This is a genomic window from Pseudomonadota bacterium, assembly GCA_027624955.1.
Taxonomy (GTDB): Bacteria; Pseudomonadota; Alphaproteobacteria; order UBA828; family UBA828; genus PTKB01.
In genome coordinates, this window is the sequence record JAQBTG010000030.1 from 24,597 (window position 1) to 46,490 (window position 21,894).

Sequence of the window (21,894 nt, forward strand, 5' to 3'; positions counted from 1 at the left end):
GCTGAACGCCCGGTTTACTTGGTCGCCTCTTTCAAATAGGCGATCAAATTGGCGCGTTGTTTATCCTTTTTGACACCCTTGAACGCCATCTTGTTTTTCGGGATATAGCCCTTGGGGTCCTTAATATAGTCGTTGATGGTCGTTTCATCCCACACAATGGCCGCAGTTTTCATAGCGTCCGAATATTTGAACCCTTCCAAGGTGCCAGACGTGCGCCCGAACAATCCGTGCATATTGGGCCCGACCTTGTTCTTTCCGCCGGCTTCAAGGGTGTGACAGGCTTTGCACTTCTTGAAAACTTTCGCGCCCTTTTCGGCGTCTCCGTCGGCAAACGCCGCGCTGCTGGCGATGGCAATTATGGCGGCGGCGCTCATCGCCAGAACGTTCCGTAAGATCATGACCTGTCTCCTTAAAACTGTGTCCGTGAGAGGGCGGAGAATATGCTGCGACCGCGCGCTGTTCAAGCGGCGCAATTGTCGCAGGTAAAACTTCCTCGCGCCGCAGATTTACCATCGCACGCCGCCACCACCCGGAACTTGGAGGCTATTGTTTGCGATATTCCTCATCGAGGAAGAAGCGGCTGTCTTCCTCTTCCTGGACGGCATGACACTCGATGCAAAATCCCACCTTGGCGGAACCTTTTCCACCCGTGGTGCCGAGAATCTTGCCGTTGGGCAGAATCAGCGTGTACCGCCAATCACCGGATTCGGCATTGAACCCGGCGGCCATCTTCTCCATCAGGAACATGGGACCGGCGCCCACTTTGCCGTTCGGCTTGACCGAAAAACTATCTTTGGCAAGGACCGTGCCCTCCGGAGACGGGCCGGCATTTTCAAACAAGCCGTAGTTGGAGCCTCTGGCGTTGGCGTAATTATTGACGAAACGGCCGCCATGCGTGCCGGAGGTGTAGGGCTGGGCCGCATAATTGGTCCAGGATTGGTAGGCCGTAACCCACTGATTTCCGGATTTGGCGTAGCCCGCCTTCAAACTGCCCTTAATGCAGGCATATGCCGCGTTCGCCTGAGCAGCGCTAAGTTCAACATCGTCCGCCGCACCGCACGGGCCGCAGGGATTGCAGGCGCCACACGGGTTGCACGGGTTCGCTGCCGCACAGGGATTGCAGGGATTGCACGCTGCGGCGCAAGGATTGCACGCGCCGCACGGATTACAGGGATTCGCTGCCGCGCAAGGGTTGCAGGCCGCAGCACAGGGATTGCATGCGCCGCACGGATTGCAGGGATTTGCCGCCGCGCAAGGATTGCACGGGTTGCAGGCGCCGCCCATGCCCGGGACCGTACACTCCGCCGCCGCGCCGCACGCTCCGGCCCCGCAGGGGTTACAAGGATTGCAGGCCGCGCCGCAGGGATTACATGGGTTACAAGCCCAACAAGGATTGCAAGCGCCACAAGGATTTGCCGCCGCGCACGGATTGCAGGGATTGCAAGCGTTGCACGCCGCCAGAATAATCTGGCCGACATCGGCGCTACGCGCAACTGCCGCCGGATTTTCGCCCCGGGTGGCAGCGTTGGCAGGCTGCATGCCGCTCACCGCTGCGACGCTGATGCCGATAACCATGGGGATGAAAGTGCTGGAGAGTAATTTATTCTTCTGTTCCATGCCGTGCTCCCTGGAAAAAATCTTGTTGTCACATTATTCAGATTTGAATATTCGTCGGTCGCCGCGCATCCGCAATGCAAACCCGGTCAAATTCTTGTGATTTTTCGCGGCGCGCCGGACCGATTAGCTTTGAACGGAGATGAAAGCCACGCTATCCCACATGCCCCGGCTCTTGTTGGCAATCCTGTTCGGCTCCGCCTGTGTCTGGAGTGGCACGCGCGGCACGCTCGCCAATCAGGCTTTCGTCGCACCGCAATCTGTTCTGATCGCCGCCAGACCGTTTATCGCCGGCTCGGACGGGGCTGAGCGCGAAGCCGCCTATGTGCTGGACGAAGCGGCATACGGTCACAACCGCACACGCAAATCTGGCTGGTACGACCGCGAGCGTCAACGCGCCACGCTTCATTTGCCTGCGTATGAGATCACCCGCACGCCGATCACCAATGCGCAATATGCGGCGTTCATAGAGGACAGCGGCCACCCCGCGCCGGATGTCAACGAGGCGACTTGGAAAGGCTATCGCCTGGTTCACCCGTTTGCGCGCACCCGGCGGCATGCCTGGCGCGATCAACAGCTGCCGGTGGGCCGGGAGGCGCATCCTGTTGTCCTGGTGTCCCACGCAGATGCCGAAGCTTATGGCGACTGGCTCAGCGTCAAAACGGGGCAGTTATGGCGTCTGCCAAGCGAACTGGAGTGGGAGAAAGCGGCGCGCGGAGAGGCCGGAACATATTTTCCATGGGGCGATCATTTCGAACCCGCCCACCTCAACAGCCACGATGCTGGACCGTTTGACACCCTTCCAGTTGGCCGCTTTCCCGCCGGCGCCAGTCCCTTCGGTCTGCTCGACGCGGCCGGGCAGGTGTTTGAATGGACGAATACAGCCGGTAACCCAGGGCGATTTCTCGTCAAGGGTGGTTCGTGGGATGACAAGGGATGCGGCGTCTGCCGCCCAGCAGCGCGCCACGCCCGGCCAGCCGAAATCAAACATATCCTAATAGGCTTTCGCCTGGTGTCGGCGAGGCAGTAGAATTGCAGGTCATTTTCGGCAGCTGATCACATTAATTTTATGACCCTAACATTTTTGTGGAACATTACCGTTACGCTACCTAAGCTGGTGCGGTCCCTCACTCGTGCTTCAAGGTTTAGACCATGTCTAAAAACATAGAGATCGCCGACAAACAACAGACCCAACATCAATTGGATATGGCGACCCAACCCGCCAAGCGGCTACGCATGATGCTAGCTGCAGGCGAGGATGTTCTCGAAATTTGGCGCGTTCTTGCTCTGACAGACGACAACGTCGTCGGCGAGATCCTTCGCCATCAGGGCATGTTTTACCGATGGGATCATTACCCCAAAGGCGATGTGTACGACCGCCAAAGCCATGCGCAATATTTCTATCACGCGCATTCGGTAGGTGGCCGCGATCCGGAGCATGGCCATTTTCATACCTTCATGCGCGCGAAGGGCATGGCGCGCGGTGTGAAGCCGATCAATCGCCCAGACCGTTCCGCCTGGCCGACCGGCACCGACGCGCTGAGCCATATCATCGGAATTTCGATGGACGCGAAAGGTATGCCGATTCGGTTGTTTACCACCAACCGCTGGGTTACCGGCGAGGCGTGGTACAAAGCGCGCGATGTGGTCAAGATGATCGGGCTTTATTCAATTGACCACGTGCAACCGTCCTGGCCATCCAACCGCTGGGTGAGCGGCATGGTCCGGCTTTTTTGGCCGCAGATCATCGTGTTAATTCAGGCGCGCGATCTGTGCATCCAAGCCTGGGAAAAACAAAATCCGGGAAAGGACGTTTTCGAGGACAGGGGCTTGGAGGTAACCTCGCAGGCCGATATCGACGTCGATGTTCAAATCGCCGCGGTCAAAGCAGCCCTGGCGGTGAAGGCGGACGCAAAACAAGCGAGAATGGAATAGCTCGAAATCTTACCGCCCAGTACCGGCCCGGCAAAATCTAATCACATAACCCAAATAAAAAGACCGCTTCCCGCGTGACGCAGGAAGCGGCCCTTTTTTGGATGTTAGGCTCCGTCAGGCGATCAACCGCAAGGATTGCAGGCGCCACACGGATTGCACGGATTGCACGCCGCACATGGGTTGCACGGATTGCAGGCATTGCAGGATGCCAAAACGATGGGCTTCTCGCCCGCCGATACGGCGGAGGGAAGGAGGGCGGCACCAGCGGTCATGGTCACAACCGTCATTGCTACGATGGTTTCTTTCAACATTGTTTCAACATCTCCTTTGATTTCACATTTAGTTCTACCGGACTCATCGAAACCGCGAATGCGGGTATTCGAAACCTGGACAGTAAGGAGATAATGGGGGAAACAATGTCCTAAGAAAAGGGTCTCGCAGTCGAATCGCGATAAATTGATGGCGAGTTACTTTTGACCCGTTCCTACTTTACGCACTCGACCCGCAAGCCTTTCCTACCTCTTATGTGAGCTCATATGTGAGCGAAAACGGCGAACAAGATGACTGTAAAAGATCGTGCAGCCCTAGCAGAATTAGCCCATGTCCTCGCGTTGCAGGCTGGCGAGGCGATCATGCGCCTCTACCGCCAAGGTATCGCTGTGCAAACTAAGGACGATGCCTCACCGGTAACGGAGGCGGATGAAATTGCCGACGCGCTTATCGTCGCCGGGCTGGCCGCCGGCGCGCCCGGAATTCCCATCGTCTCCGAGGAAAGCGTGTCGCAAGGCCGCATGCCGGACATCAGCGGCGGCCGGTTTTGGCTGGTCGATCCACTCGACGGAACCAAGGAATTTATTTCCTGCACGGATGAATTCACCGTCAATATCGCGCTGGTCGAAAACGGCAGCCCCGTTCTCGGTGCGCTGCATGCCCCAGCGCTGGACGAATGTTACCTCGCCGATGGCCGTGGCGCGTTTCTGATTGCCAAGGATGGCAACAGGACGCCGATTCGCGCGCGCCCGCTGCCGCCAGACGGTGCCGTTGTCGTTGCCAGCCGCAACCACCGCGATGCCGCAACCGACGAATTCATCGCCCGCCACCAAACATCGCGCATTACCAGCGCTGGCAGCGCCCTCAAATTTGGCTTGCTGGCCAAAGGCGACGCAGACCTCTACCCGCGCTTTGGCCGCACCATGGAATGGGACACCGCGGCGGGCCATGCCGTGCTGACGGCGGCGGGCGGCAGCGTAAGGCGCATGGATGGGACGGTGCTTCGCTACGGCAAGGACGGTCTCGACAATCCGGCATTCGTTGCCCGCGGCGTGGAATGAACATGCCATCGCGGGGCGTAAAAAGACTGACAGCGTCGGCAGGCGATATCGCGATTGCTGCCGATATTCTGCGCGCTGGTGGGTTGGTCGCCTTCCCCACCGAAACGGTTTATGGCCTCGGCGCCGACGCGCGAAACCAGGGCGCTGTGCGAAACCTTTTCGCGGCAAAAGCACGGCCGCCCGACAAACCGTTGATTGTTCTCGTGCAAGACTGGTGCGAAGCCGCGCGCTATGGCGTGCTGGACGAACAGGCTGATTGTCTTGCTAGCGCCTGCTGGCCTGGTGCACTCACGCTCATCGTAAATCGGCGTGAGCCATGCGCTCTGAGCATGGAAATTAACCCGCTCGGCGTGACTGTCGCGCTCCGCGCGCCAGGCAATGATACCGCCCTTCGCCTGCTGCGCGCCTTCAATGGCCCGATCACCGCGCCGAGCGCGAATCCGAGTGGCGCCGAACCACCGATCACGGCAGGGGAGGTTGTCAGCGGCCTCGGCGTTGCGATCGATGCCGTGCTCGACGGCGGTCCCTGTCCGGGAAGTGAGTCGACAATCGTCGATCTCACAGGCGGCGCTCCCCGGCTGCTCCGCGAGGGCGCGATATCGCGGCGCCGGATCGCGGAAATATTATATCCCCACCCCTTAAGGTAAACATCTGGACCGCCGAAATACTGGGTTGGTTGCGATCAGACAGCGAAGGAGCGTAGAGTTAGGGCTTAAAGTTGCTTAAATATGTATGGACGGCGTAGCGCATGACAAAAATTCTGGTAATTGAGGATGAAGCCCCGATTCGGGACAAGATCGTTACCGTTCTCAAGTACGAAAACTACGAAGTGATCGATGCCCGAAACGGTCGAGAGGGTGTTGCGTCGGCGCGCGAGAATCGCCCCGACTTAATCATTTGCGATGTGCTGATGCCGGATATGAACGGCTATGGCGCTTTGGCGGCGTTGCGTGATGATCCTGGCACGTCCGACATACCGGTCATATTTCTCACCGCCGCCGCCAGCCGGGCGGACATGCGCAAAGGCATGGAAATGGGTGCGGATGATTACATCACCAAGCCTTACACGGTCGAAGAACTCCTCGCTGCGGTGCGCACCCGATTGGATCGCCAGGTAATCATCAAGAGCAAAAGCGCAATCGATGGTGAACATGGCGAAACCATCGCCGATTCATAATCCGGTCGCGCGGCACTAACAGGCGCGCCGGGCGAGTGCGTGTCACGTGATGAGCGAACTCGAACTTTCTGCCCCCTCCTGTCTATTATCGTGAAGTTTCGCTGGCTCAGAATTGCTTCGGCTTTGGCGCTTGCAGCCACGCTCGGCGCCTGCGCTTCGCCGCACCAGCAATCTGTCGGGCCCTTCAATATCGCGTCGCATTTCGAAGCCGATATATTCGTCGCCGCGGACGGCGCTCGTCTGCCTTTGCGACACTGGCTTCCCGAAGGCGAACCCAACGCCGTGATCCTCGCACTGCATGGGTTTAACGATTACAGCAACGCGTTCGAGGAAGCCGGACAATATTGGCGCGGCCACGGCATTGCGACGTACGCCTATGATCAGCGCGGCTTCGGCGCGACGCAGCATGCGGGTGTTTGGCCGCCGCAAAACTCGCTCATCGCAGATGTACAAGCGGCGATCGGAATTTTGCGCACGACCTATCCAGGCCGGCCGGTGCATGTGCTGGGGGAGAGCATGGGGGCTGCGATCCTGCTCAGTGCGGCGGCGGAGCAACCCTTGGATGCGGATAGCTTAATTCTCGCCGCACCCGCAGTGTGGGCCCGCTCTACCATGAATCCGTTCTATCGCGCTGCGCTGTGGCTGGGCGCGCATCTGTTTCCCGCCATGGAATTAACCGGCCGCGGGCTCGGCGTTGTCGCCTCTGACAACAGGGAGATGATCCTTGGCCTTCAAAGAGACCCGCTGGTGATCAAGCACACCCGTATCGACGCCATGTGGGGTCTGGTGAACTTGATGGATTCGGCGCTCGAAGGCAGCGCCGAGCTGAGTGCGCCGGCGTTGATATTATACGGCGCCAACGACCAATTAATTGCCCCCGGCCCGACTTCCGAAATGGTATCGCGGCTGTCAGCGGATATACCGGTCGCGCTTTATGAAACCGGCTGGCACATGTTGTTGCGCGATCTTGCCGCCGAGATCGTGTGGGCAGATATCGTCGCATGGATTGCCGATGATAGAACGCAATTGCCGTCGGGCGCCGTTGCCGCCGGCAAAATCAAATTTTCTCGGCCGGCACGCTAGCTGGCTCACAGGCCACGCCGGGTTCTGGCTCTCCCCAATGGGGATCGTCAAGCCAGTCACTGAATTTGTCTTCGTCCACAGGCCGGCTGATGTAATAGCCCTGGGCGCAATAGCAATCCATGTCTTTCAAAAGATCGTATATCTCGCGGTTTTCCACACCCTCGGCAACGACTTTCATGCCGAGATTATTGGCGAGATCGATAACCGAGCGCACGATTGTCTTATCGTCGGCATTCTTGTGCATGTTGAGCACAAAAGAGCGGTCGATCTTGATTTCCTGCGCCGGTAAACGCCGCAAATATGACAGGGACGAATATCCCGTACCAAAATCGTCGATGGCAATGCCGACGCCGAGTTCAGCGAGACTGGTCACAACTTCCATCGCCTTGTCGGCATCGATCATGATGGCGGTTTCGGTTATCTCCAATATCAGGCAGTCGGGCGGGATTTGATGAAATTTAAGGCGCTCCGAAACATGCTCGGGCAAGCTCGCATCGTGCAGCACGCGCGATGACAAATTGACCGAAATGCTCTTCGGTTTGCCGGCCAGCTGCCAAATCCGCGCCTGCGCCAAAGCGGCGTCGAGAACCGCCAGTGTCAGGCTGTTGATGAGGCCGGTGCGCTCGACTAGCGGGATGAAATTGTCAGGGTAGATCAATCCCTGCTTCGGATGATTCCAACGTACCAAGGCCTCGGCGCCGATCACGCGGCCGTCATTCATGGCCACTTTTGGCTGATAATGAAGCGTGAGTTCGTTGTGATCGATCGCATCGCGGATATCGCCGGCGAGAATCAATTTCCCGGATGGCGATCTGTTCTGATCCGGCGCGCAGGCAACGAAACCGCCGCCGGACCGCTTGGCCTCGTTCATCGCGACGAGAGCTAGACTGACTAAGCCCTTATCGTCCGAACCGTTATCCGGGTAGAGCGATATACCGATGCTCACGCCGAGCAACAAACGGTGACCGTCAACCAGCATCGGGGCTTCCACGGCGCTGGCGATTTTTTGCGCAACCACCATGGCGCCGTCGATCGTGGCAGTTGTGGGCAACACGACGGCGAATTCGTCGCCGCCCAAACGCGCCGCCGTGTCGGAATCACGCTCGACCTCTGAAATCCTGACCGCGACCTCCTTGAGAACGTGGTCTCCGGCTTGATGGCCGAGACCGTCGTTGACGTCCTTGAACGCGTTCACATCGAGCACCAGGAGAGGAAGTTTGCGCTTTTCACGCCGCGCAATGGCAATAAAGCCGCTCAATTGATCGTAAAACAGAGTGCGGTTCGCCAGCCCGGTCAGAAGATCATAACTGGTCAAGCGCTCAAAATCCCGGTTGACCCGGTCAAGTTGGGAGGCAAGACGGCCGAGATTGTCGTGCGATTTGCTGAGTTCGGCTTCGAGCTCCGTCAAACGCGATTGTGAAATCTCGGTAGTGTGCAACGCGAATCGATCGTGAGATGTTTCCAAGCTCTTGATTCCGAACTCTTTATGGCCACGAAAATCGCGGACAAGTGATGCGGTGCAGGTCTGGATTGCCTGCCTCGAAATAGGCAAACCAGGCGCCGACACACATAGAGTAGGGAACAACGCCTAACCGTTCGTTAAGTATGGCGGATTGTTGTGAATTGTTTGCGGTTGCGCGGTCGCGCTAGTCGCGCAACGCCGCCAATTGGTCGCCATAGGGCGCCGGATCCACCGCCACGTCGATCAGACCGGCGCCGTCATGCGCCAAAGCAGCGCTGATTGCCGGTTGCAATGGCTCGTGCAGCTCTACCTTCCACGCGCGGCAGCCTTGGCCGAGCGCGGTCGCCGCGAAATCCACTGCCGGATAACGTACGCCGATCGGCCGATCCTGGCGGCGCTGTTGCTTCACGTCGATCAAGGAAAGCGCCGCATCGTTCAGCACAATCACGGTCAGGCGGCACCCCAGGCGGGCCGCAGTCGAGAGCTCGGCCATGCACATCATCAGGCCGCCATCGCCGGTAAAAGCGATGGTTCGACGCTCCGGCTCGACTAGGGCAGATGCGATTGCCGCAGGTAGGGCGAATCCCATCGTCGAGAGGCCGGTGGATTTGAGCACCTGGCGCGCCTCAAAAGCCTGAATGCGCGCCATCGCGGAAACCATATGTGCGCCGGCATCAATGGTGAAGCGCGTATCGGCAGCCGTTCCGGCCAGCGCGGCGAGGGTCGCATCGATCACAGTTTCCGCCGTATGTCCGTCCCCACCGCCGAGTGTGAGACGCATGTTCATCCTGTCTTTTAGGCCTGCGACCTCATCCGTCGTCCAGGCTGAGCGCCGGCAAGAGGCGCTGAGCGCCGCGATCCCGTCGCTCAGGGGTCCGACCAATTCCGCCGTCGGGGCAAACGGATAGTTCAGCCCGGTGCGATCGCTCAAAGCCAATACCGGCACATCATGGCGCCATGGCGCCGGAATGAGTTCAACCGGCTCGACGCCGGCCCAAAGGATGAGATCGGCGCCCCGGATCGCTTCCGCTTCGCCGGCAGCGCCGGTAAGATGGCCGATCATTTGGCGGTGCGCATCCGCAATCACGCCTTTGGCCTTGTAGCTGGTCATGATGGGACAGCCGAGGCGCTCTCCGAATTGTAACAATCCGGCGGAAAATTCGGGGTTAGCGGCCTGAAGCCCGACCAAAAGGACGGGGCGCTGGCTGCTCGCCAGTAAATCGCGCGCTAGATCCATCGCATCCTTCTGGGCATCACTAACCTGCCGGCCGCCGGATTCCATCGTGACGCCGTTGGCCGATTCGTCATTCGCCGCTTGAAGTGTGGCGATCCTCGCCGCGTCCCCGGAAGAGAGTTCGACCAGAACCGGCCCCTCAGGAGGGCGCTGGGTTAACGCCACGAGATCGGCGAACTGCGCAGCGCCGGATTCCGGCGCCAGACGTACGCATGCCTTGGCGATCGGGCGAAACATTGCCTGAAGGTCAAACACTTGATGCGGCGGAAGATTCTCGCCCGCATCGCGCGAATCGCAGATTAGCAGCAACGGCGCGCGCTCGAGGTGGGCATAGGCTACACCATTAACGGCGCTCGCCGCGCCCGGGCCAATCGCGGTCAAGACGATTCCAGGCGCGCCGGTCAACTCCGCCGAGACCGCTGCCGCGAGCGCAGCCGAAGTCTCACCCCGGCAAAGGATAAACGTCATGCCCGCCTTGTCGGCCGCAGCGATCAAATCAAGGCTGGAGCCTCCGCCCGGGACGCCAAATAGAAACCGCACGCCACAAGATTTGAGCGTCGCAATCATGGCTTCGGCGAGGGTCAGGGACGAAATCTGTGACGTGACCTGTGAAGGAGCAGCTGGCGTCACCTTTGGGACCACTTTTGGCGCCGTCATTGCGGCCCACCAATCTTGTATTCGATTGACTTGATCACGTTTTCACACACCCGAATGGTTATTTCCGGCATCCTATTGATAGCTGTCCTTGGCTGCAATCCGTCAACGGCCATCGCACGACCGAGCGGCGATACGACCAAATCGGACCGCGAGAACAAACTCTGAGAGGCACATTCTTTTTTGCGGCACAATGCGGGCACTAATTGTATAACTCCCCGGATTGCAAACACGATCAAGGGTAAAAGTACCGTGAGCCAAAAGAGCAGCAGCGTCGGCGCCGCGAAATCCAAGGCGTCATCCACTGCCAAAGCGGCAGCGACCAAACCGTCCGCGTCAACAAAGAAAGCGGCCAAGAGTGCCAGTGACGCCAGCAGCGCGTCAGACACCAGCACCGAAACACCGGCTGATTCAGGCGCTGAAAAGTCTGCCGATTCCGGCGCGAAACAATCTGGTGATGCCGGCACGGAAAAATCGGCCAAATCCGGCGGAGAAAAAGCGCAGAAAGAGACCGTTTCCAGCAGCGATGTGCATTACGGATATTTCTCAAGCGTGCGCACACCCGCCTACCGCAAGGGCTGGGACGATATTTTTGGCAATAAGAAATCGTCAGACGCCGACGATGAGGAAGACGGAACCGCGGTTCGCGCTAAAAACGCGCGCTCGACAAAAAGATCCACGATCAAACAGCCGATCACGCTCGAACTCGATATCGCCGAGCTACCGGAAGAGTTGCGCGCCGCGCTGACCGATGAGGTCCGCCGCAGGGTCAAACGCCAGCGCGTCAACTACGACAAGCTGGATAAAGCGGGTGCCGTGCGCTGGAACATCGTTTGCGAGATTAGGCGCTAAAACCGACCTTGCCGGCGACACACGCGGCAAGAATTTCTATGGGACGGTGGTGGGCACAGTTGGGATTGAACCAACGACCCCTACGATGTCAACGTAGTGCTCTCCCGCTGAGCTATGCGCCCGTGAGAATTCGATTAGCATCCGAAGGGGGCGTGAGGCAAGTCCTCTATGCTGCGGCCAAAGCGCGATCAATCTCCTCTACCAGAGTGCGCAAGTGAAACGGCTTGGAGAGAACCCGAGCATCTGAATTTTTGGAGGCCTGGGTGTTAAGCGAAACGGCAGCAAAGCCGGTAATAAATATTACCTTCAGGCTAGGAATAGCCAACCTTGCGCGCCGCGCAAGTTCCAAGCCGTCCATGCCGGGCATGACGATATCGGTAACCAACAGGTCGAAATCGCCATCGGCGATATGCGGCAATGCCTCGAAGCCATCGCAGACCGAGCGGACCTCATGACCGACACGATAAAGCGAGCGGGCCAGAAAGGAGCGCATCGATTCGTCGTCTTCTGCCAACAGTATTTTTGCCATGCTGGCCCCGTTTCGCGCCATGTACCCGCCCAACAAGGTGCGCGCGAGCTGTTAAGAAGTCGCTAATTGTGGCCTTCTAGTCGGTGTAAAATGGCCGCTACGGCGCGGCAGCGGGCGATCACCGTGACACTCTGGGAAATTTGGTCTACACCCGGAGCATGAGAGCCAGGGAAGATATTCTCGATACGCCGACCAACGAAAAAATTGTGCGCCAACGAATCGGCGACGCCGTCCAGTTGCTCCTGCCACGCCAGCAGACGGCGCCTCTGGTGTGTTCCTCGCCGCATAGCGGCAGCGACTATAAGGATGACTTCCTCAGCGCTTCGAAGCTCAACGCATTCGATTTGCGGCGCTCCGAGGACAGCTTTGTCGACGAACTTTTCGCGCATGCGCCATTACATGGCGCGCCGCTCGTAAGCGCTTTATTTCCGCGCGCCTACATCGACCCCAACCGCGAGCCCTATGAGCTTGACCCGAATATGTTTTGCGATTCCCTGCCGGCTTTCGTGAAGACACGATCCGATCGGGTGCGCGCCGGCTTCGGCAGCATCGCCCGGGTTGTTGCCAATGGCGCGGAGATCTATCACACGAAGCTAACTTTTTCCGAGGCAGAGGCGCGTATCAAAAATTATTACACGCCTTATCACGATTCGGTCCGCCGCTTGGTGGATGAAACCCGTGAGCGCTTCGGCTTTGCCATCTTGATGGATTGCCACTCGATGCCCTCGGTCGGCGGGCCGAGTGACCGCGACGCCGGCCGGCGCCGCGCCGACATTGTTTTAGGCGATCGTTTCGGCACCTCCTGCGCGTCAGAGGTGATCGAACATGCGGAATTGGCGCTGCTCGAGCTTGGCTTTCGGGTGGCGCGCAATGAGCCCTATGCCGGCGCACATACAACCACCCACTATGGCCGCCCGGCTGAAAACGTTCACGCCATACAAGTCGAAATCAGCCGAGGGCTGTATATGGATGAAGCACGCTATGCGCGCTCGGATGGACATGCGACGCTGACCCAGCGACTTGGAGAATTCGTGCGCATCATGGCTGAAATAGAGGCCCGCCCCCTTAAGCGGCGCGGCAACGGTTCCTGACGGATATTCTTCGCGACGCAAATTAGCCGGTAAGCTGCATGCAGGTAGCGCCGGCAAAAATCGTGCGAGACCCAGGGAATCACTTGCTCACAGGCTTTCTGGCACGCGCCGTCTTTTCATAGTTTGGCGGCTTGTCCGGGCTCTGCCTTAGTTATTCTTCAAATATTCCTAGCAGTTATGCCGCTGTACTGCGGTTAGCTGGAATGTCGGCCAATCATTTGGCACGGTGCTTGCTTCCACATTTAACGAAATGCGCATGATTCTCCTGTTGCCAGCAACGATCGCGGCCGCACTTGCTGTGGTGGCCGTTAATTCATCCTCTTCACCGGCGAGGGCGGAGCAAACTGGATTGTCAACCGGCGAAATATGCGCGCGATACATAGCTGAAGCCGAGAAAAGGCTCGATATTCCGAGCCAGCTTTTGCTGGCTATCGCCATGGTGAAATCCGGCGTTTGGGACCGCGAGCGAGCGCGCAATATCGCTTGGCCGTGGACCGTTTACGCACGACAGAACGGCCACCGCTTTGCCAGCAAAGCGGAAGCTCTCGTCAAGATTCGCGAAAATTACAATCAAGGCGTGCGCAATATCGACATCGGCTGCATGCAGATAAATCTTCAATATCACGCTCATGCGTTCGGCAGCTTTGAAGAGCTCCTCGATCCAGCAAGTAATGTGGCCTACGCCGCGTTGTTGCTGAAGAGCCTCTTTTGAAGAGCTCCTCGATCCAGCAAGTAATGTGGCCTACGCCGCGTTGTTGCTGAAGAGCCTCTACCGCGATGCGCGCTCCTGGAGCACCGCCATCGCACGTTACCATTCCTGGACGCCTAGGCTGGCGCGTGTCTACCGCGATAAAGTCAAGCAGGCCTGGGCGGTAGCACGCCGGACCGCCTACGAAGACCGTGTCCAAGCGGATGCTGAACGCAACAAGCAGTCGCGCCAAGCGACGCATGCCGGGTAAGTTCTCGCGTTCAATAACTTGCCGTCGTTACAGCGCTTGATCGGATTTCCGTTCCAGCGATAATGGGATCAGGATCGCCCGCATGGGGCGATCCCTATAATCAGGGAGACGGAGGCTATGAAACTCAGTCGCAGACAATTTTTCCAGGCCGCATCCGGCGCAGTTGCTTTTGCCAGCCTGCCGCATGTTCTCGGACGCGCGGGCATCGCCGCGGAAGAGCCAATTCGTGTCGGCAATATTCTCGACAGATCGGGCATCCTCAATATTTACAGCCTGAAGCAGATTTCCGCCGCCGCCATGGCGGTGGACGAAATAAACGCTGCGGGCGGCCTACTTGGCCGACCGGTAGAGCTGTTGTTCTACGATTCGCAGTCGGACGGGCAGTTCAACACCAAATACGCTACGCAGGCGATGTTGAAAGACAAGGTGCATGTCATTCACGGCGGCATCACCAGTTCCTCGCGCGAGGTCATGCGCCCCGCCGTGCGCAAGTTCAAAGGCTTATTGTTCTATAATTCACTTTATGAAGGCGGCGTGTGCGACCGCCGACATGTCTCCACAGGCATGGTGCCAGCGCAACAATTGGAGCCGCTGATCGATTACGTGGTCAAGGATCAGGGCGCCAAGAAGGGCTACATCCTGGCGGCCGATTACAATTACGGCCACATCACCAGCAAATGGATGCAGAAACTCATCCGTGACAATGGCGGCGAAGATCTGGCGGTGGAATTTTTCCCGTTGGATGTGAGCAATTTCGCCCCGGCAATCTCGCGCATTCAGGCGGCCAAACCGGATGTGGTGTGGTCGGCGCTGGTCGGCGGCGCTCATATCGCTTTCTATCGCCAATTCGAATCCACCATTGGCAAAAAGAATATGATGCTGGCTTCGAGCACCTATGGCGTTGGTCTCGAGCAGACCCAGCTCAGCGCCGACGAGGGCGACGGCATTATTCTCGGCACCTCGTTTGTCGACGATCTGAATACCGCAGCGGCCAAGGACTTCGTCAGCCGCTTCCACGCCTATACCGGCGACAATGGCTATGTCGGTGAATATGGCGAATATGGCGAACGCGGTATCAAGCTCTGGGCCGAAGCGGTGCGCCAAGCCGGCAGCCCGGATCCTGACGCGGTCATGGATGCGCTCTCCAAGGGTGGCGTCTCCGTAAATGGTGCCGGCGGCACCTATACGATCGACGGCCAGACCAACCACACGACGATGGATATCCATATCGTGCGCGGCAATCGCAATAAAGGCTTCGACGTCATCAACTCGTTCTCGCAGCGACCGCCGAAGGATACGCAGCTCGTGTGCGACCTTCACGCCAACCCGGACGATACGATGCAGTATGAAGTCGAGGTCAAATAAGACCCAATAGCCGAAATAGCGTTTCTCACGGCCACCCGCCAGCTGGCGGGTGGCCGTGCAGACGCAACCCTGCGTTTTTGTCCGCCAAGTTCTGAATTTCCCGGGGCACCCGTTGGATCAGGTCGCGATCTACGCCTATCAAATCGGCTTTTCTTTTGGCCTGTTTATTCTGGTCAGTCTTGGGCTTGCCGTTATCTTTGGCATGATGCGCGTTATCAACCTGGCCCAGGGCGAGTTCCTCATGCTGGGCGCATATTTCTGTACCATCATCACCCAGGCCGGGGTGAGCCTGTGGATCGCAATATTTCTTTCCGGCCTTGCGGTTGGCCTGTTTGGCATTCTCGTCGAACGCGCGATCATCCAATTTCTCTATGGCCGCATCGTCGACACGCTGCTCGCGACTTGGGGCCTCAGCTTGTTTTTGGTCGGCGGAATTACCTGGATATTCGGTCCACAAACGGAAAGCATCTCTTCGCCGCTGGGCAACATACCAGTCGGCGACTATAGCGTTTCGCAATATAGCCTGGTGATGATCGCCTTCGCGATCGCTCTCCTGGTCGGCACTTATTGTCTATGGCGTTTCACACGGTTCGGCTTGGTGGTCCGCGGCACGATGCAGAACGCCAATGTTTCCGCCAGCCTCGGTATTAACACCAGCCTCATCTATATGCTGACCTTCGGCTTTGGGTCGATGCTGACCGGTATTGCCGGGGCGGTCCTGGTGCCGGTGATCGGCGCCTATCCCACGCTCGGCGTCGGCTATATCGCCAAGGCTTTTATCACCGTCATCTCAGGCGGCCAGATGGCGTTGTTGGGGACAATTTCAGCGGCTGGATTGTTCGGCACCATCGACGGAATCGTTGCTTATATCGGCTCTTCGGTGATCGGCGAAATGAGCGTGCTGTTTGTTGCCATTATTCTGTTGCGCCTGTTACCGCTCGGCATCACCGGCAAATTCAAACGCGGCGTTTAAACGATGGCGCTTAAAATATTTGCCCTCGACCCGCCCAGCACGCCGCCGAAATGGTGGTGGTGGCTGTTCGTCGGCGCGACTTCTGTCATTTTACTGCTGATGCCGGAATATCTTGAGCTCTATGTCATTATCGACCTGACAAGCTACTTCATCTTTGCACTGTTAGCCCTCAGCATGAGTTTTCTGTGGGGCTATTGCGGCATCCTCAGCTTTGGGCAAACCGCATTCTTTGGGCTTGGCGGCTACGGCTATACGGTGCTGGCGCTGAATACCGGCGACACCACAGGTTCCATCTTCTTCGCCCTGGCCTTGCCCATGCTGTTCTCAGCCATCGTCGGTTATTTCATGATCTATGGCCGCATCAGCGACATTTACCTGAGTGTCATCACCCTGGTCGTCACCTTGATCCTAGAAAAGGGCATCCGCGCCACGTCAGGTGAACAATATGTCATTGGCAGTGTGCGCCTCAACGGGCAGAACGGCATTCCCACCGTGCCGTCCTTGAAAATTCCATGGGACACTAGTGTGGAATTCAGTTTCGAGGGATTTTTCCAACTTGCGGTGGTCCTGATGGTGTTGATCTATGTGGGTCTTCGGATGCTACTGTTGACCAAATACGGGCGCATACTAGTGAGCATCCGCGAGAATGAACGGCGCACCGAATTGCTGGGCTATGACTCGCGCAAATATAAACTCAGCGCCTTTGTCCTCGCCGGCGGCATAGCCGGGCTTTCAGGCGCGCTGTTCGCCATTTGGGGGCCACTTGCCCATCCGCAAATGTTTGGCCTTGGCCGCGCGGCGGACGTCATCATCTGGGTGCTGGTCGGCGGCAAGGCGACTCTGATCGGCCCGATCGCCGGCGCCATCGGGATCGAGTATTTGAAGCTTTGGCTCGGCACGCAGGGTGTCGGCCAGGTGCCCTTCGTTCTCGGTTTGGTGTTGATGCTTTTCGTATTACTGTTTCAGCAAGGCGTGTTGCCGAGCGTCGGCATGGTGCTGTCCTACGCGCAGCAAAAATTACGCCGGCGCTAGTACCAAGGAGCGGAGTGGCGGTGGACGATATCATCCTTGAGACCCGCGGCTTAGAAAAGCGCTTTGGCGGTGTGCGCGCTATTGCCGGCGTTGATTTCAAGCTGGCGCGTGGCGAACTGCGCTGCCTGATCGGCCCCAACGGTGCCGGCAAAAGCACGTTCTTCAAGATGTTGACCGCTCAACTTAGGCCGTCCTCAGGGCGCATTATATTTGATGGCAGCGACATCACTCGCGCGGCACCGCATCAAATTAGCCGTCTCGGCATAGGCATCAAAAACCAGGTTCCAGATGTCTATGACGGCCTCAGCGTGCATGAAAATCTATGGCTTGCCGCGCGCTTTCGTCATGATTCGGAAAACACGCGCAAAGCCGTGAACACGGCGCTTGGACGCCTGGAGCTGGACGGGATTTCGGCAGACCTGGTCGGTGAGCTGGCGCATGGCCAACGACAATGGGTCGAATTCGGCATGATCATGGTGCTCGAGCCTCGCATCATCCTGCTCGACGAACCCACCGCCGGTATGAGCGTCGATGAGACCAGCCGCACCGCCGATTTAATCCGAGAGATCAATCGGACAACGACGGTGGTCGTTGTTGAACATGACATGCAGTTTATTCGAGAGATCGCCAAGCAGGTTACCGTGTTTCATCAGGGTGGTATTTTGGCTGAGGACACGATGGAGAATATTCAGCAGAACAAGACAGTGCGCGAAGTCTATCTGGGGGTATCGGGACGTGCTTGAAGTCGACACCCTGCATTCCGGCTATGGCCGAATTCCCATCCTGGAAGGCGTCTCGCTGTCGCTTCAGGAAGGCGAAATTGTCGGCATTCTAGGCCATAACGGCATGGGGAAAACCACGCTGCTGCGGACGTTGATCGGTGAAATCAAGACCAACCGAGGCACTATCCGTTTCAACGGAAAAGACATCACACGCCTTTCCAGGTTCCGTCGCGCGCGGCTTGGGATGGGCTATGTGCCACAGGGGCGCGACATCTACCCGCAACTCACCGTCCTGGAAAACATGAAGATGGGGGAGGTCGTACGCGGCGGCGAAAGTGCAATCCCCGAGATGCTGGAATATTTCCCGCTGCTCAAGGACCTGTTAAATCGGCCGGGCCGCGCGCTGTCCGGCGGCGAACAACAAATATTGGCGCTCGCGCGCTGCCTCGTTGGGCGCCCCAAACTTATTCTACTGGACGAGCCTACCGAAGGAATTCAGCCTTCGATCGTCGATCAGATCATGGAGAAGCTGGATACGCTGAGCACCGCCCTCGGCCTCACCATTCTCCTGGTGGAACAGGATTTGCAATTCATCGCCAAGCTGGCGGGCCGAGTCCTCATCATGCAGAAAGGGCGGATCATCACCAGCATTGCGCCATCGCAGTTAAACGACCAGGAGATCGTTGACGAATATCTCGGAATCTAAGGCCCGCTACTTCGCCAAACTCGCTTCGGCCACAAGGCGGTCGCGAAGGTCGCGTTTCATCACTTTGCCGTAATTATTCTTGGGTAAACTGGCCTCAAATATATATTCCTTGGGCCGTTTGAACCGCGCGATATGAGCCAGGCAAAGGGTGTCCAGAGCCTCGGCAGTCACTTCTGGGCCTTCCGCTCGAACCACGAACGCCACCACTTCCTCGCCCCAATCGGCGTGCGGCCGGCCCACGACGGATATCTCGCGCACGCCCTCATGGCGCAGTAGCACTTCTTCGATTTCGCGCGGATAGATATTGGTGCCGCCCGATATGATCATGTCTTTGGAACGGTCCATGAGGGTCAGAAAACCGTCTTCATCGATACTGCCAATATCGCCGGTATGCAGCCAGCCACCGCGCAACGTCGTGGCGGTCGCCTCGGGGTTCTGCCAGTAGCCGGTCATCACCACATCGCCGCGCACGATCACCTCCCCAGCCTGTCCGGTTGGCACTTGTTTATCATCTTCATCGACCACGCGAAATTCCACATCGGTTCGCGCGATTCCAGTGGAGGCGATCCGCTCGGCATAGCGCGGATGATCCGATTCCGCGTAGAAGTGTCTCGGCAGATAGCTGATAGTCATCGGCGCTTCACCCTGGCCATAAATCTGCACCAGCTTGGAGCCAAATATCTTCAGCGCTTGCACAACGTCGGCGACATACATCGGCGCGCCGCCATAATAGAGAAGCTTCAGATTTCTTGTATCGGCTGCGGCCATGGCGGGGCTGTTCATGAGCCGAACGATCATGGTCGGCGCCCCGAACAGGGTGACGCCGGAAAACTGCGGAATGAGACTGAGTACCTCTTCAGCTTCGAATCCACCGCTTTTTGGAATGACGTTGTTGGCGGCCTTGGCCACGTGGGGAAGCGCGTAAAGCCCCGAGGCGTGAGAAAGGGGTGCCGCGTGAAGAACGCAATCTTCCGGGCTGATGACGTCCATATCGGCATAGTAGCTGAGCGTCATGACCAATAGATTGCGGTGGCTCAGCGTCGCGCCCTTGGGCCGCCCGGTGGTGCCGCTGGTATAGAACAGCCAGGCGGGATCCTCAGGCGCGCGGCTCTCATGAGGCAACGCCACACCACTGCATAATTTTTTATAAGCATCGCTGCCCGCGGCGATGACGGTTTCCAGGGACACAAGTTCCGTCATCAATTCTTCAATGGCGGGCACAAGTTCCGGGCCAGAAAAACACAGCCGCGCGCCTGAATTATCAAAAATATAGGCGAATTCCGCCGGATGAAGCTTGGAATTGATCGGTACGGCAACGAGGCCGGCATACCAAATTCCGAACAGGGATTCTAGAAATTCAGGCCGGTTGGACATGGTAATCGCCACTCGGTCGCCCGCTTGCAGGCCATAATCCCGTTTGAGCGCACCGCCTATGGCTCCCGCAGCACGGTGAAAACTGGCATAGTCAGACCATGTCTCGGTGCCCCAGGTGATGGCCGGTCTGTCCGAATAACTGAGGGCTGCTTTAGCCAGCAACGCCGCGATGTTCATGCCCGTCTCCGTTTAATTGCCGCCCGTGTGAGATACCCTGAAAACCGGCCGTCTCGCCGTTCTATATAAATAGAAACGGCGCGGAGGGACATATCATTGCCACGCCGCGCCGTCCAATTAACTTACGCCTAGCCCCGGGGCGGCGTGCAAAATAAGGCTTTAGAACTGCCCCTCTTGAATCCGGTAGATATCCGGATTCTGCGGGTTCTCGATATAAGATAATCGCAGAGACAATTTCTGGACTTTCGCATCGCCATTTTCACCTTGATCATCGGAAGCACGCGTGGCGTTCAACACCAGAAGCACCATGCGACTATTATCGTCGGTACCGCGGAACACCAGGGTCTTGCCAACTTCGACCGGCTGATTGACTTTTACGTTCTTATATCCAGCCGCACTAAAATAATTCCGCAAAATATTCGCAGTCGCGACAAGCTTTTGCGCGGTGGTTTCAGCATCCACCGAATGGCCCCAAACAATATTTACGTGAATAAGTTTCTTCGAGCCATAGCCGAATATATAGGCGACCTGCGACGGGCCGCTTTCCGGAATCAAGTTATTGACCGGTACAATTAGGCTGGTGGTCTTCTCGAGGTTGTTCTCCTCGCGCACAACGGCATCGCCCTTAATGCCGAACTCCTTGGCGACCAGCTTCAGCACTTCCTCTTCGGTCATGCCAAAATGTGCGGTGCGAAACCCCTCGATAACCGCGGATTTTTCATCGCCGTCTGAAGACGCCGCCATCGCGTGTTGCGTAGAAAAAATTAGTAGTGCGGCGAAAGCTGCCGCAACCAGGAACTTCATGGATTTAGTTTGCATTGCTCTCACTCGTCGCTGTTCTATCAACTAATCCCGCCCAATTGCTGAGCGACATAAAATGAGAATATACCAAATGCAGCCAGCCACGTTGCCGCCACTCTAGAAAGACTTCGCTGGGCAGCGCATTGAACTTTCCTTCATCGATGATCCGGAAACCGCCGAGGGATAGTTTCTCACCGGATTTCAATGTCACTTCCGCAGCGCGCGCGCTCAACAGGCCGTGTTCAGATACGGCCTCCGCAAATTGGCGGGTATATTCATGCTGTGCTTGAAAGGCCTGACAAAATTCCAGCGCGCGATTGGTAATATCGGTCGCTTCGCCGTTTTGGAACAGGCTGCGTTTGCCGCCAATCCCCAAGAGCTCTGACTCCGCATCCACGCAAAGCGTAAACTGCAAGCCATCGGAACTGCTCATAAAGATGAACGGATAGCGCCGAATATAGGCCGGCACATAGACGTTGGATTCCCAAGCGCCGCCATTGTCGAGAAACATATTCTGGCCAGATCGAAGACCCAGTACGACGACCGGCAATGCCGGGTCGGCGCTTGTAAAAACGATGGGATAATGACGAACAGCGAGGCCGAACTCGACCGCGTTGAGAGGTACGGAATTGGTCGCCTTAGAAAAGCTGTAATCGCCGCCCTCTTTGATCGAGAGTTCGCTATGCTGTTCGCTATTGAGTGTCCTGCCCCCCTATAACTGTGCCACGTAATTCGTGATATTTTACGAAGATGAGGAGGTATTTGGATGGCAAGGAAACGATATTCCGATGAGGATGTATTGAACCTGCTGCGTCAGATAGAG

General features: G+C 57.6%; 24 protein-coding genes, 1 tRNA gene and 1 pseudogene. 16 read left to right on the top strand and 10 right to left on the bottom strand.

Features of this window, described 5'->3' with window-relative positions; all coding sequences use genetic code 11:
• Positions 1 to 14: 14 nt before the first annotated feature.
• Positions 15 to 398: a cytochrome c family protein gene (locus O3A94_12245; GenBank protein MDA1357023.1), complete on the bottom strand. Its 384-nt coding sequence runs from the start codon at positions 396 to 398 to the stop codon at positions 15 to 17.
• 145 nt (positions 399 to 543) lie between these two features.
• Positions 544 to 987: a cytochrome P460 family protein gene (locus tag O3A94_12250; GenBank protein MDA1357024.1), complete on the bottom strand. Its 444-nt coding sequence runs from the start codon at positions 985 to 987 to the stop codon at positions 544 to 546.
• Positions 988 to 1,192: 205 nt separating this feature from the next.
• Here O3A94_12250 and O3A94_12255 point away from each other — a divergent pair, with 205 nt between their 5' ends.
• The 7 genes from O3A94_12255 to O3A94_12285 all read left to right on the top strand — a co-directional run bounded on the left by O3A94_12255 (position 1,193) and on the right by O3A94_12285 (position 7,140).
• A complete protein-coding gene (locus tag O3A94_12255) occupies positions 1,193 to 1,717 on the top strand; it encodes a hypothetical protein (GenBank protein MDA1357025.1) in 525 nt (174 codons plus the stop codon).
• 60 nt (positions 1,718 to 1,777) lie between these two features.
• Positions 1,778 to 2,644, top strand: coding sequence for an SUMF1/EgtB/PvdO family nonheme iron enzyme (locus tag O3A94_12260; GenBank protein MDA1357026.1), 867 nt, complete (start codon positions 1,778 to 1,780; stop codon positions 2,642 to 2,644).
• 122 nt (positions 2,645 to 2,766) lie between these two features.
• Positions 2,767 to 3,549, top strand: coding sequence for a hypothetical protein (locus O3A94_12265; protein MDA1357027.1), 783 nt, complete (start codon positions 2,767 to 2,769; stop codon positions 3,547 to 3,549).
• A gap of 560 nt (positions 3,550 to 4,109) precedes the next feature.
• Entirely contained in the window at positions 4,110 to 4,880 is a 771-nt protein-coding gene (cysQ, locus tag O3A94_12270) for a 3'(2'),5'-bisphosphate nucleotidase CysQ (GenBank protein ID MDA1357028.1), read from the top strand.
• A 2-nt stretch (positions 4,881 to 4,882) separates the two neighbouring features.
• A complete protein-coding gene (locus O3A94_12275; GenBank protein MDA1357029.1) occupies positions 4,883 to 5,527 on the top strand; it encodes an L-threonylcarbamoyladenylate synthase in 645 nt (214 codons plus the stop codon).
• A gap of 101 nt (positions 5,528 to 5,628) precedes the next feature.
• Positions 5,629 to 6,057, top strand: a complete 429-nt coding sequence (locus O3A94_12280; protein MDA1357030.1) for a response regulator — start codon at positions 5,629 to 5,631, stop codon at positions 6,055 to 6,057.
• Positions 6,058 to 6,147: 90 nt separating this feature from the next.
• The gene (locus O3A94_12285; GenBank protein MDA1357031.1) at positions 6,148 to 7,140 is read left to right on the top strand and encodes a lysophospholipase; all 993 of its coding nucleotides are present in this window, start codon (positions 6,148 to 6,150) and stop codon (positions 7,138 to 7,140) included.
• On the opposite strand, the gene O3A94_12290 is transcribed toward O3A94_12285, so the two are convergent.
• Positions 7,115 to 8,605, bottom strand: a complete 1,491-nt coding sequence (locus O3A94_12290; GenBank protein ID MDA1357032.1) for a bifunctional diguanylate cyclase/phosphodiesterase — start codon at positions 8,603 to 8,605, stop codon at positions 7,115 to 7,117. The genes O3A94_12285 and O3A94_12290 overlap by 26 nt on opposite strands.
• 181 nt (positions 8,606 to 8,786) lie before the next feature.
• Entirely contained in the window at positions 8,787 to 10,493 is a 1,707-nt protein-coding gene (locus tag O3A94_12295) for a thiamine pyrophosphate-binding protein (GenBank protein ID MDA1357033.1), read from the bottom strand.
• A 249-nt stretch (positions 10,494 to 10,742) separates the two neighbouring features.
• On the opposite strand from O3A94_12295, the gene O3A94_12300 reads away from it, so the two are divergent.
• Positions 10,743 to 11,342 carry a hypothetical protein gene (locus O3A94_12300; GenBank protein ID MDA1357034.1) on the top strand — a complete coding sequence of 200 codons (600 nt, stop codon included), beginning with the start codon at positions 10,743 to 10,745 and terminating at the stop codon, positions 11,340 to 11,342.
• A 47-nt stretch (positions 11,343 to 11,389) separates the two neighbouring features.
• On the opposite strand, the gene O3A94_12305 is transcribed toward O3A94_12300, so the two are convergent.
• Positions 11,390 to 11,464: transfer RNA gene (locus tag O3A94_12305), tRNA-Val, on the bottom strand.
• 44 nt (positions 11,465 to 11,508) lie between these two features.
• Complete coding sequence (locus O3A94_12310) at positions 11,509 to 11,871, bottom strand: response regulator (protein MDA1357035.1); 363 nt, start codon at positions 11,869 to 11,871, stop codon at positions 11,509 to 11,511.
• A 158-nt stretch (positions 11,872 to 12,029) separates the two neighbouring features.
• On the opposite strand from O3A94_12310, the gene O3A94_12315 reads away from it, so the two are divergent.
• Positions 12,030 to 12,962 carry an N-formylglutamate amidohydrolase gene (locus tag O3A94_12315; protein ID MDA1357036.1) on the top strand — a complete coding sequence of 311 codons (933 nt, stop codon included), beginning with the start codon at positions 12,030 to 12,032 and terminating at the stop codon, positions 12,960 to 12,962.
• Positions 12,963 to 13,130: 168 nt separating this feature from the next.
• On the opposite strand, the gene O3A94_12320 is transcribed toward O3A94_12315, so the two are convergent.
• Positions 13,131 to 13,400, bottom strand: coding sequence for a hypothetical protein (locus tag O3A94_12320; GenBank protein ID MDA1357037.1), 270 nt, complete (start codon positions 13,398 to 13,400; stop codon positions 13,131 to 13,133).
• Between O3A94_12320 and O3A94_12325 the strand changes: the two genes are divergently transcribed.
• The 7 genes from O3A94_12325 (at position 13,399) to O3A94_12355 (ending at position 18,719) form a co-directional block, all read left to right on the top strand.
• The gene (locus O3A94_12325) at positions 13,399 to 13,674 is read left to right on the top strand and encodes a hypothetical protein (GenBank protein ID MDA1357038.1); all 276 of its coding nucleotides are present in this window, start codon (positions 13,399 to 13,401) and stop codon (positions 13,672 to 13,674) included. The genes O3A94_12320 and O3A94_12325 overlap by 2 nt on opposite strands.
• Before the next feature lie 25 nt (positions 13,675 to 13,699).
• On the top strand, positions 13,700 to 13,921 hold the full coding sequence (locus O3A94_12330) for a hypothetical protein (protein ID MDA1357039.1): 222 nt from the start codon (positions 13,700 to 13,702) through the stop codon (positions 13,919 to 13,921).
• Between the two features lie 117 nt (positions 13,922 to 14,038).
• Positions 14,039 to 15,286, top strand: a complete 1,248-nt coding sequence (locus O3A94_12335; protein ID MDA1357040.1) for a transporter substrate-binding protein — start codon at positions 14,039 to 14,041, stop codon at positions 15,284 to 15,286.
• A gap of 112 nt (positions 15,287 to 15,398) precedes the next feature.
• Complete coding sequence (locus tag O3A94_12340; protein ID MDA1357041.1) at positions 15,399 to 16,259, top strand: branched-chain amino acid ABC transporter permease; 861 nt, start codon at positions 15,399 to 15,401, stop codon at positions 16,257 to 16,259.
• A gap of 3 nt (positions 16,260 to 16,262) precedes the next feature.
• Positions 16,263 to 17,291, top strand: a complete 1,029-nt coding sequence (locus tag O3A94_12345; GenBank protein MDA1357042.1) for a branched-chain amino acid ABC transporter permease — start codon at positions 16,263 to 16,265, stop codon at positions 17,289 to 17,291.
• Positions 17,292 to 17,311: 20 nt separating this feature from the next.
• Complete coding sequence (locus tag O3A94_12350) at positions 17,312 to 18,034, top strand: ABC transporter ATP-binding protein (protein ID MDA1357043.1); 723 nt, start codon at positions 17,312 to 17,314, stop codon at positions 18,032 to 18,034.
• Positions 18,027 to 18,719, top strand: a complete 693-nt coding sequence (locus tag O3A94_12355) for an ABC transporter ATP-binding protein (protein MDA1357044.1) — start codon at positions 18,027 to 18,029, stop codon at positions 18,717 to 18,719. The genes O3A94_12350 and O3A94_12355 overlap by 8 nt, the downstream gene beginning before the upstream one ends.
• Positions 18,720 to 18,725: 6 nt before the next feature.
• Here O3A94_12355 and O3A94_12360 read toward each other — a convergent pair whose 3' ends face one another.
• The 3 genes and pseudogenes from O3A94_12360 to O3A94_12370 all read right to left on the bottom strand — a co-directional run bounded on the left by O3A94_12360 (position 18,726) and on the right by O3A94_12370 (position 21,759).
• Positions 18,726 to 20,270, bottom strand: a complete 1,545-nt coding sequence (locus O3A94_12360) for an AMP-binding protein (GenBank protein ID MDA1357045.1) — start codon at positions 20,268 to 20,270, stop codon at positions 18,726 to 18,728.
• Between the two features lie 159 nt (positions 20,271 to 20,429).
• On the bottom strand, positions 20,430 to 20,945 hold the full coding sequence (locus O3A94_12365; protein ID MDA1357046.1) for a hypothetical protein: 516 nt from the start codon (positions 20,943 to 20,945) through the stop codon (positions 20,430 to 20,432).
• A 133-nt stretch (positions 20,946 to 21,078) separates the two neighbouring features.
• Positions 21,079 to 21,759, bottom strand: a pseudogene (locus tag O3A94_12370) (SapC family protein).
• Positions 21,760 to 21,894 lie beyond the last annotated feature (135 nt).

What these genes read in the sequence shown, in the direction of transcription:
- O3A94_12260 (MDA1357026.1), top strand. Translation starts at nt 1,778, where the DNA reads ATGCCCCGGCTCTTGTTGGCAATCCTGTTCGGCTCCGCCTGTGTCTGG.
- cysQ (MDA1357028.1), top strand. Translation starts at nt 4,110, where the DNA reads ATGACTGTAAAAGATCGTGCAGCCCTAGCAGAATTAGCCCATGTCCTC.
- O3A94_12345 (MDA1357042.1), top strand. Translation starts at nt 16,263, where the DNA reads ATGGCGCTTAAAATATTTGCCCTCGACCCGCCCAGCACGCCGCCGAAA.
- O3A94_12335 (MDA1357040.1), top strand. Translation starts at nt 14,039, where the DNA reads ATGAAACTCAGTCGCAGACAATTTTTCCAGGCCGCATCCGGCGCAGTT.
- O3A94_12295 (MDA1357033.1), bottom strand. Translation starts at nt 10,493, where the DNA reads ATGACGGCGCCAAAAGTGGTCCCAAAGGTGACGCCAGCTGCTCCTTCA.
- O3A94_12265 (MDA1357027.1), top strand. Translation starts at nt 2,767, where the DNA reads ATGTCTAAAAACATAGAGATCGCCGACAAACAACAGACCCAACATCAA.
- O3A94_12360 (MDA1357045.1), bottom strand. Translation starts at nt 20,270, where the DNA reads ATGAACATCGCGGCGTTGCTGGCTAAAGCAGCCCTCAGTTATTCGGAC.
- O3A94_12280 (MDA1357030.1), top strand. Translation starts at nt 5,629, where the DNA reads ATGACAAAAATTCTGGTAATTGAGGATGAAGCCCCGATTCGGGACAAG.
- O3A94_12365 (MDA1357046.1), bottom strand. Translation starts at nt 20,945, where the DNA reads ATGACCGAAGAGGAAGTGCTGAAGCTGGTCGCCAAGGAGTTCGGCATT.
- O3A94_12325 (MDA1357038.1), top strand. Translation starts at nt 13,399, where the DNA reads ATGGTGAAATCCGGCGTTTGGGACCGCGAGCGAGCGCGCAATATCGCT.
- O3A94_12275 (MDA1357029.1), top strand. Translation starts at nt 4,883, where the DNA reads ATGCCATCGCGGGGCGTAAAAAGACTGACAGCGTCGGCAGGCGATATC.
- O3A94_12310 (MDA1357035.1), bottom strand. Translation starts at nt 11,871, where the DNA reads ATGGCAAAAATACTGTTGGCAGAAGACGACGAATCGATGCGCTCCTTT.
- O3A94_12245 (MDA1357023.1), bottom strand. Translation starts at nt 398, where the DNA reads ATGATCTTACGGAACGTTCTGGCGATGAGCGCCGCCGCCATAATTGCC.
- O3A94_12315 (MDA1357036.1), top strand. Translation starts at nt 12,030, where the DNA reads ATGAGAGCCAGGGAAGATATTCTCGATACGCCGACCAACGAAAAAATT.
- O3A94_12320 (MDA1357037.1), bottom strand. Translation starts at nt 13,400, where the DNA reads ATGGCGATAGCCAGCAAAAGCTGGCTCGGAATATCGAGCCTTTTCTCG.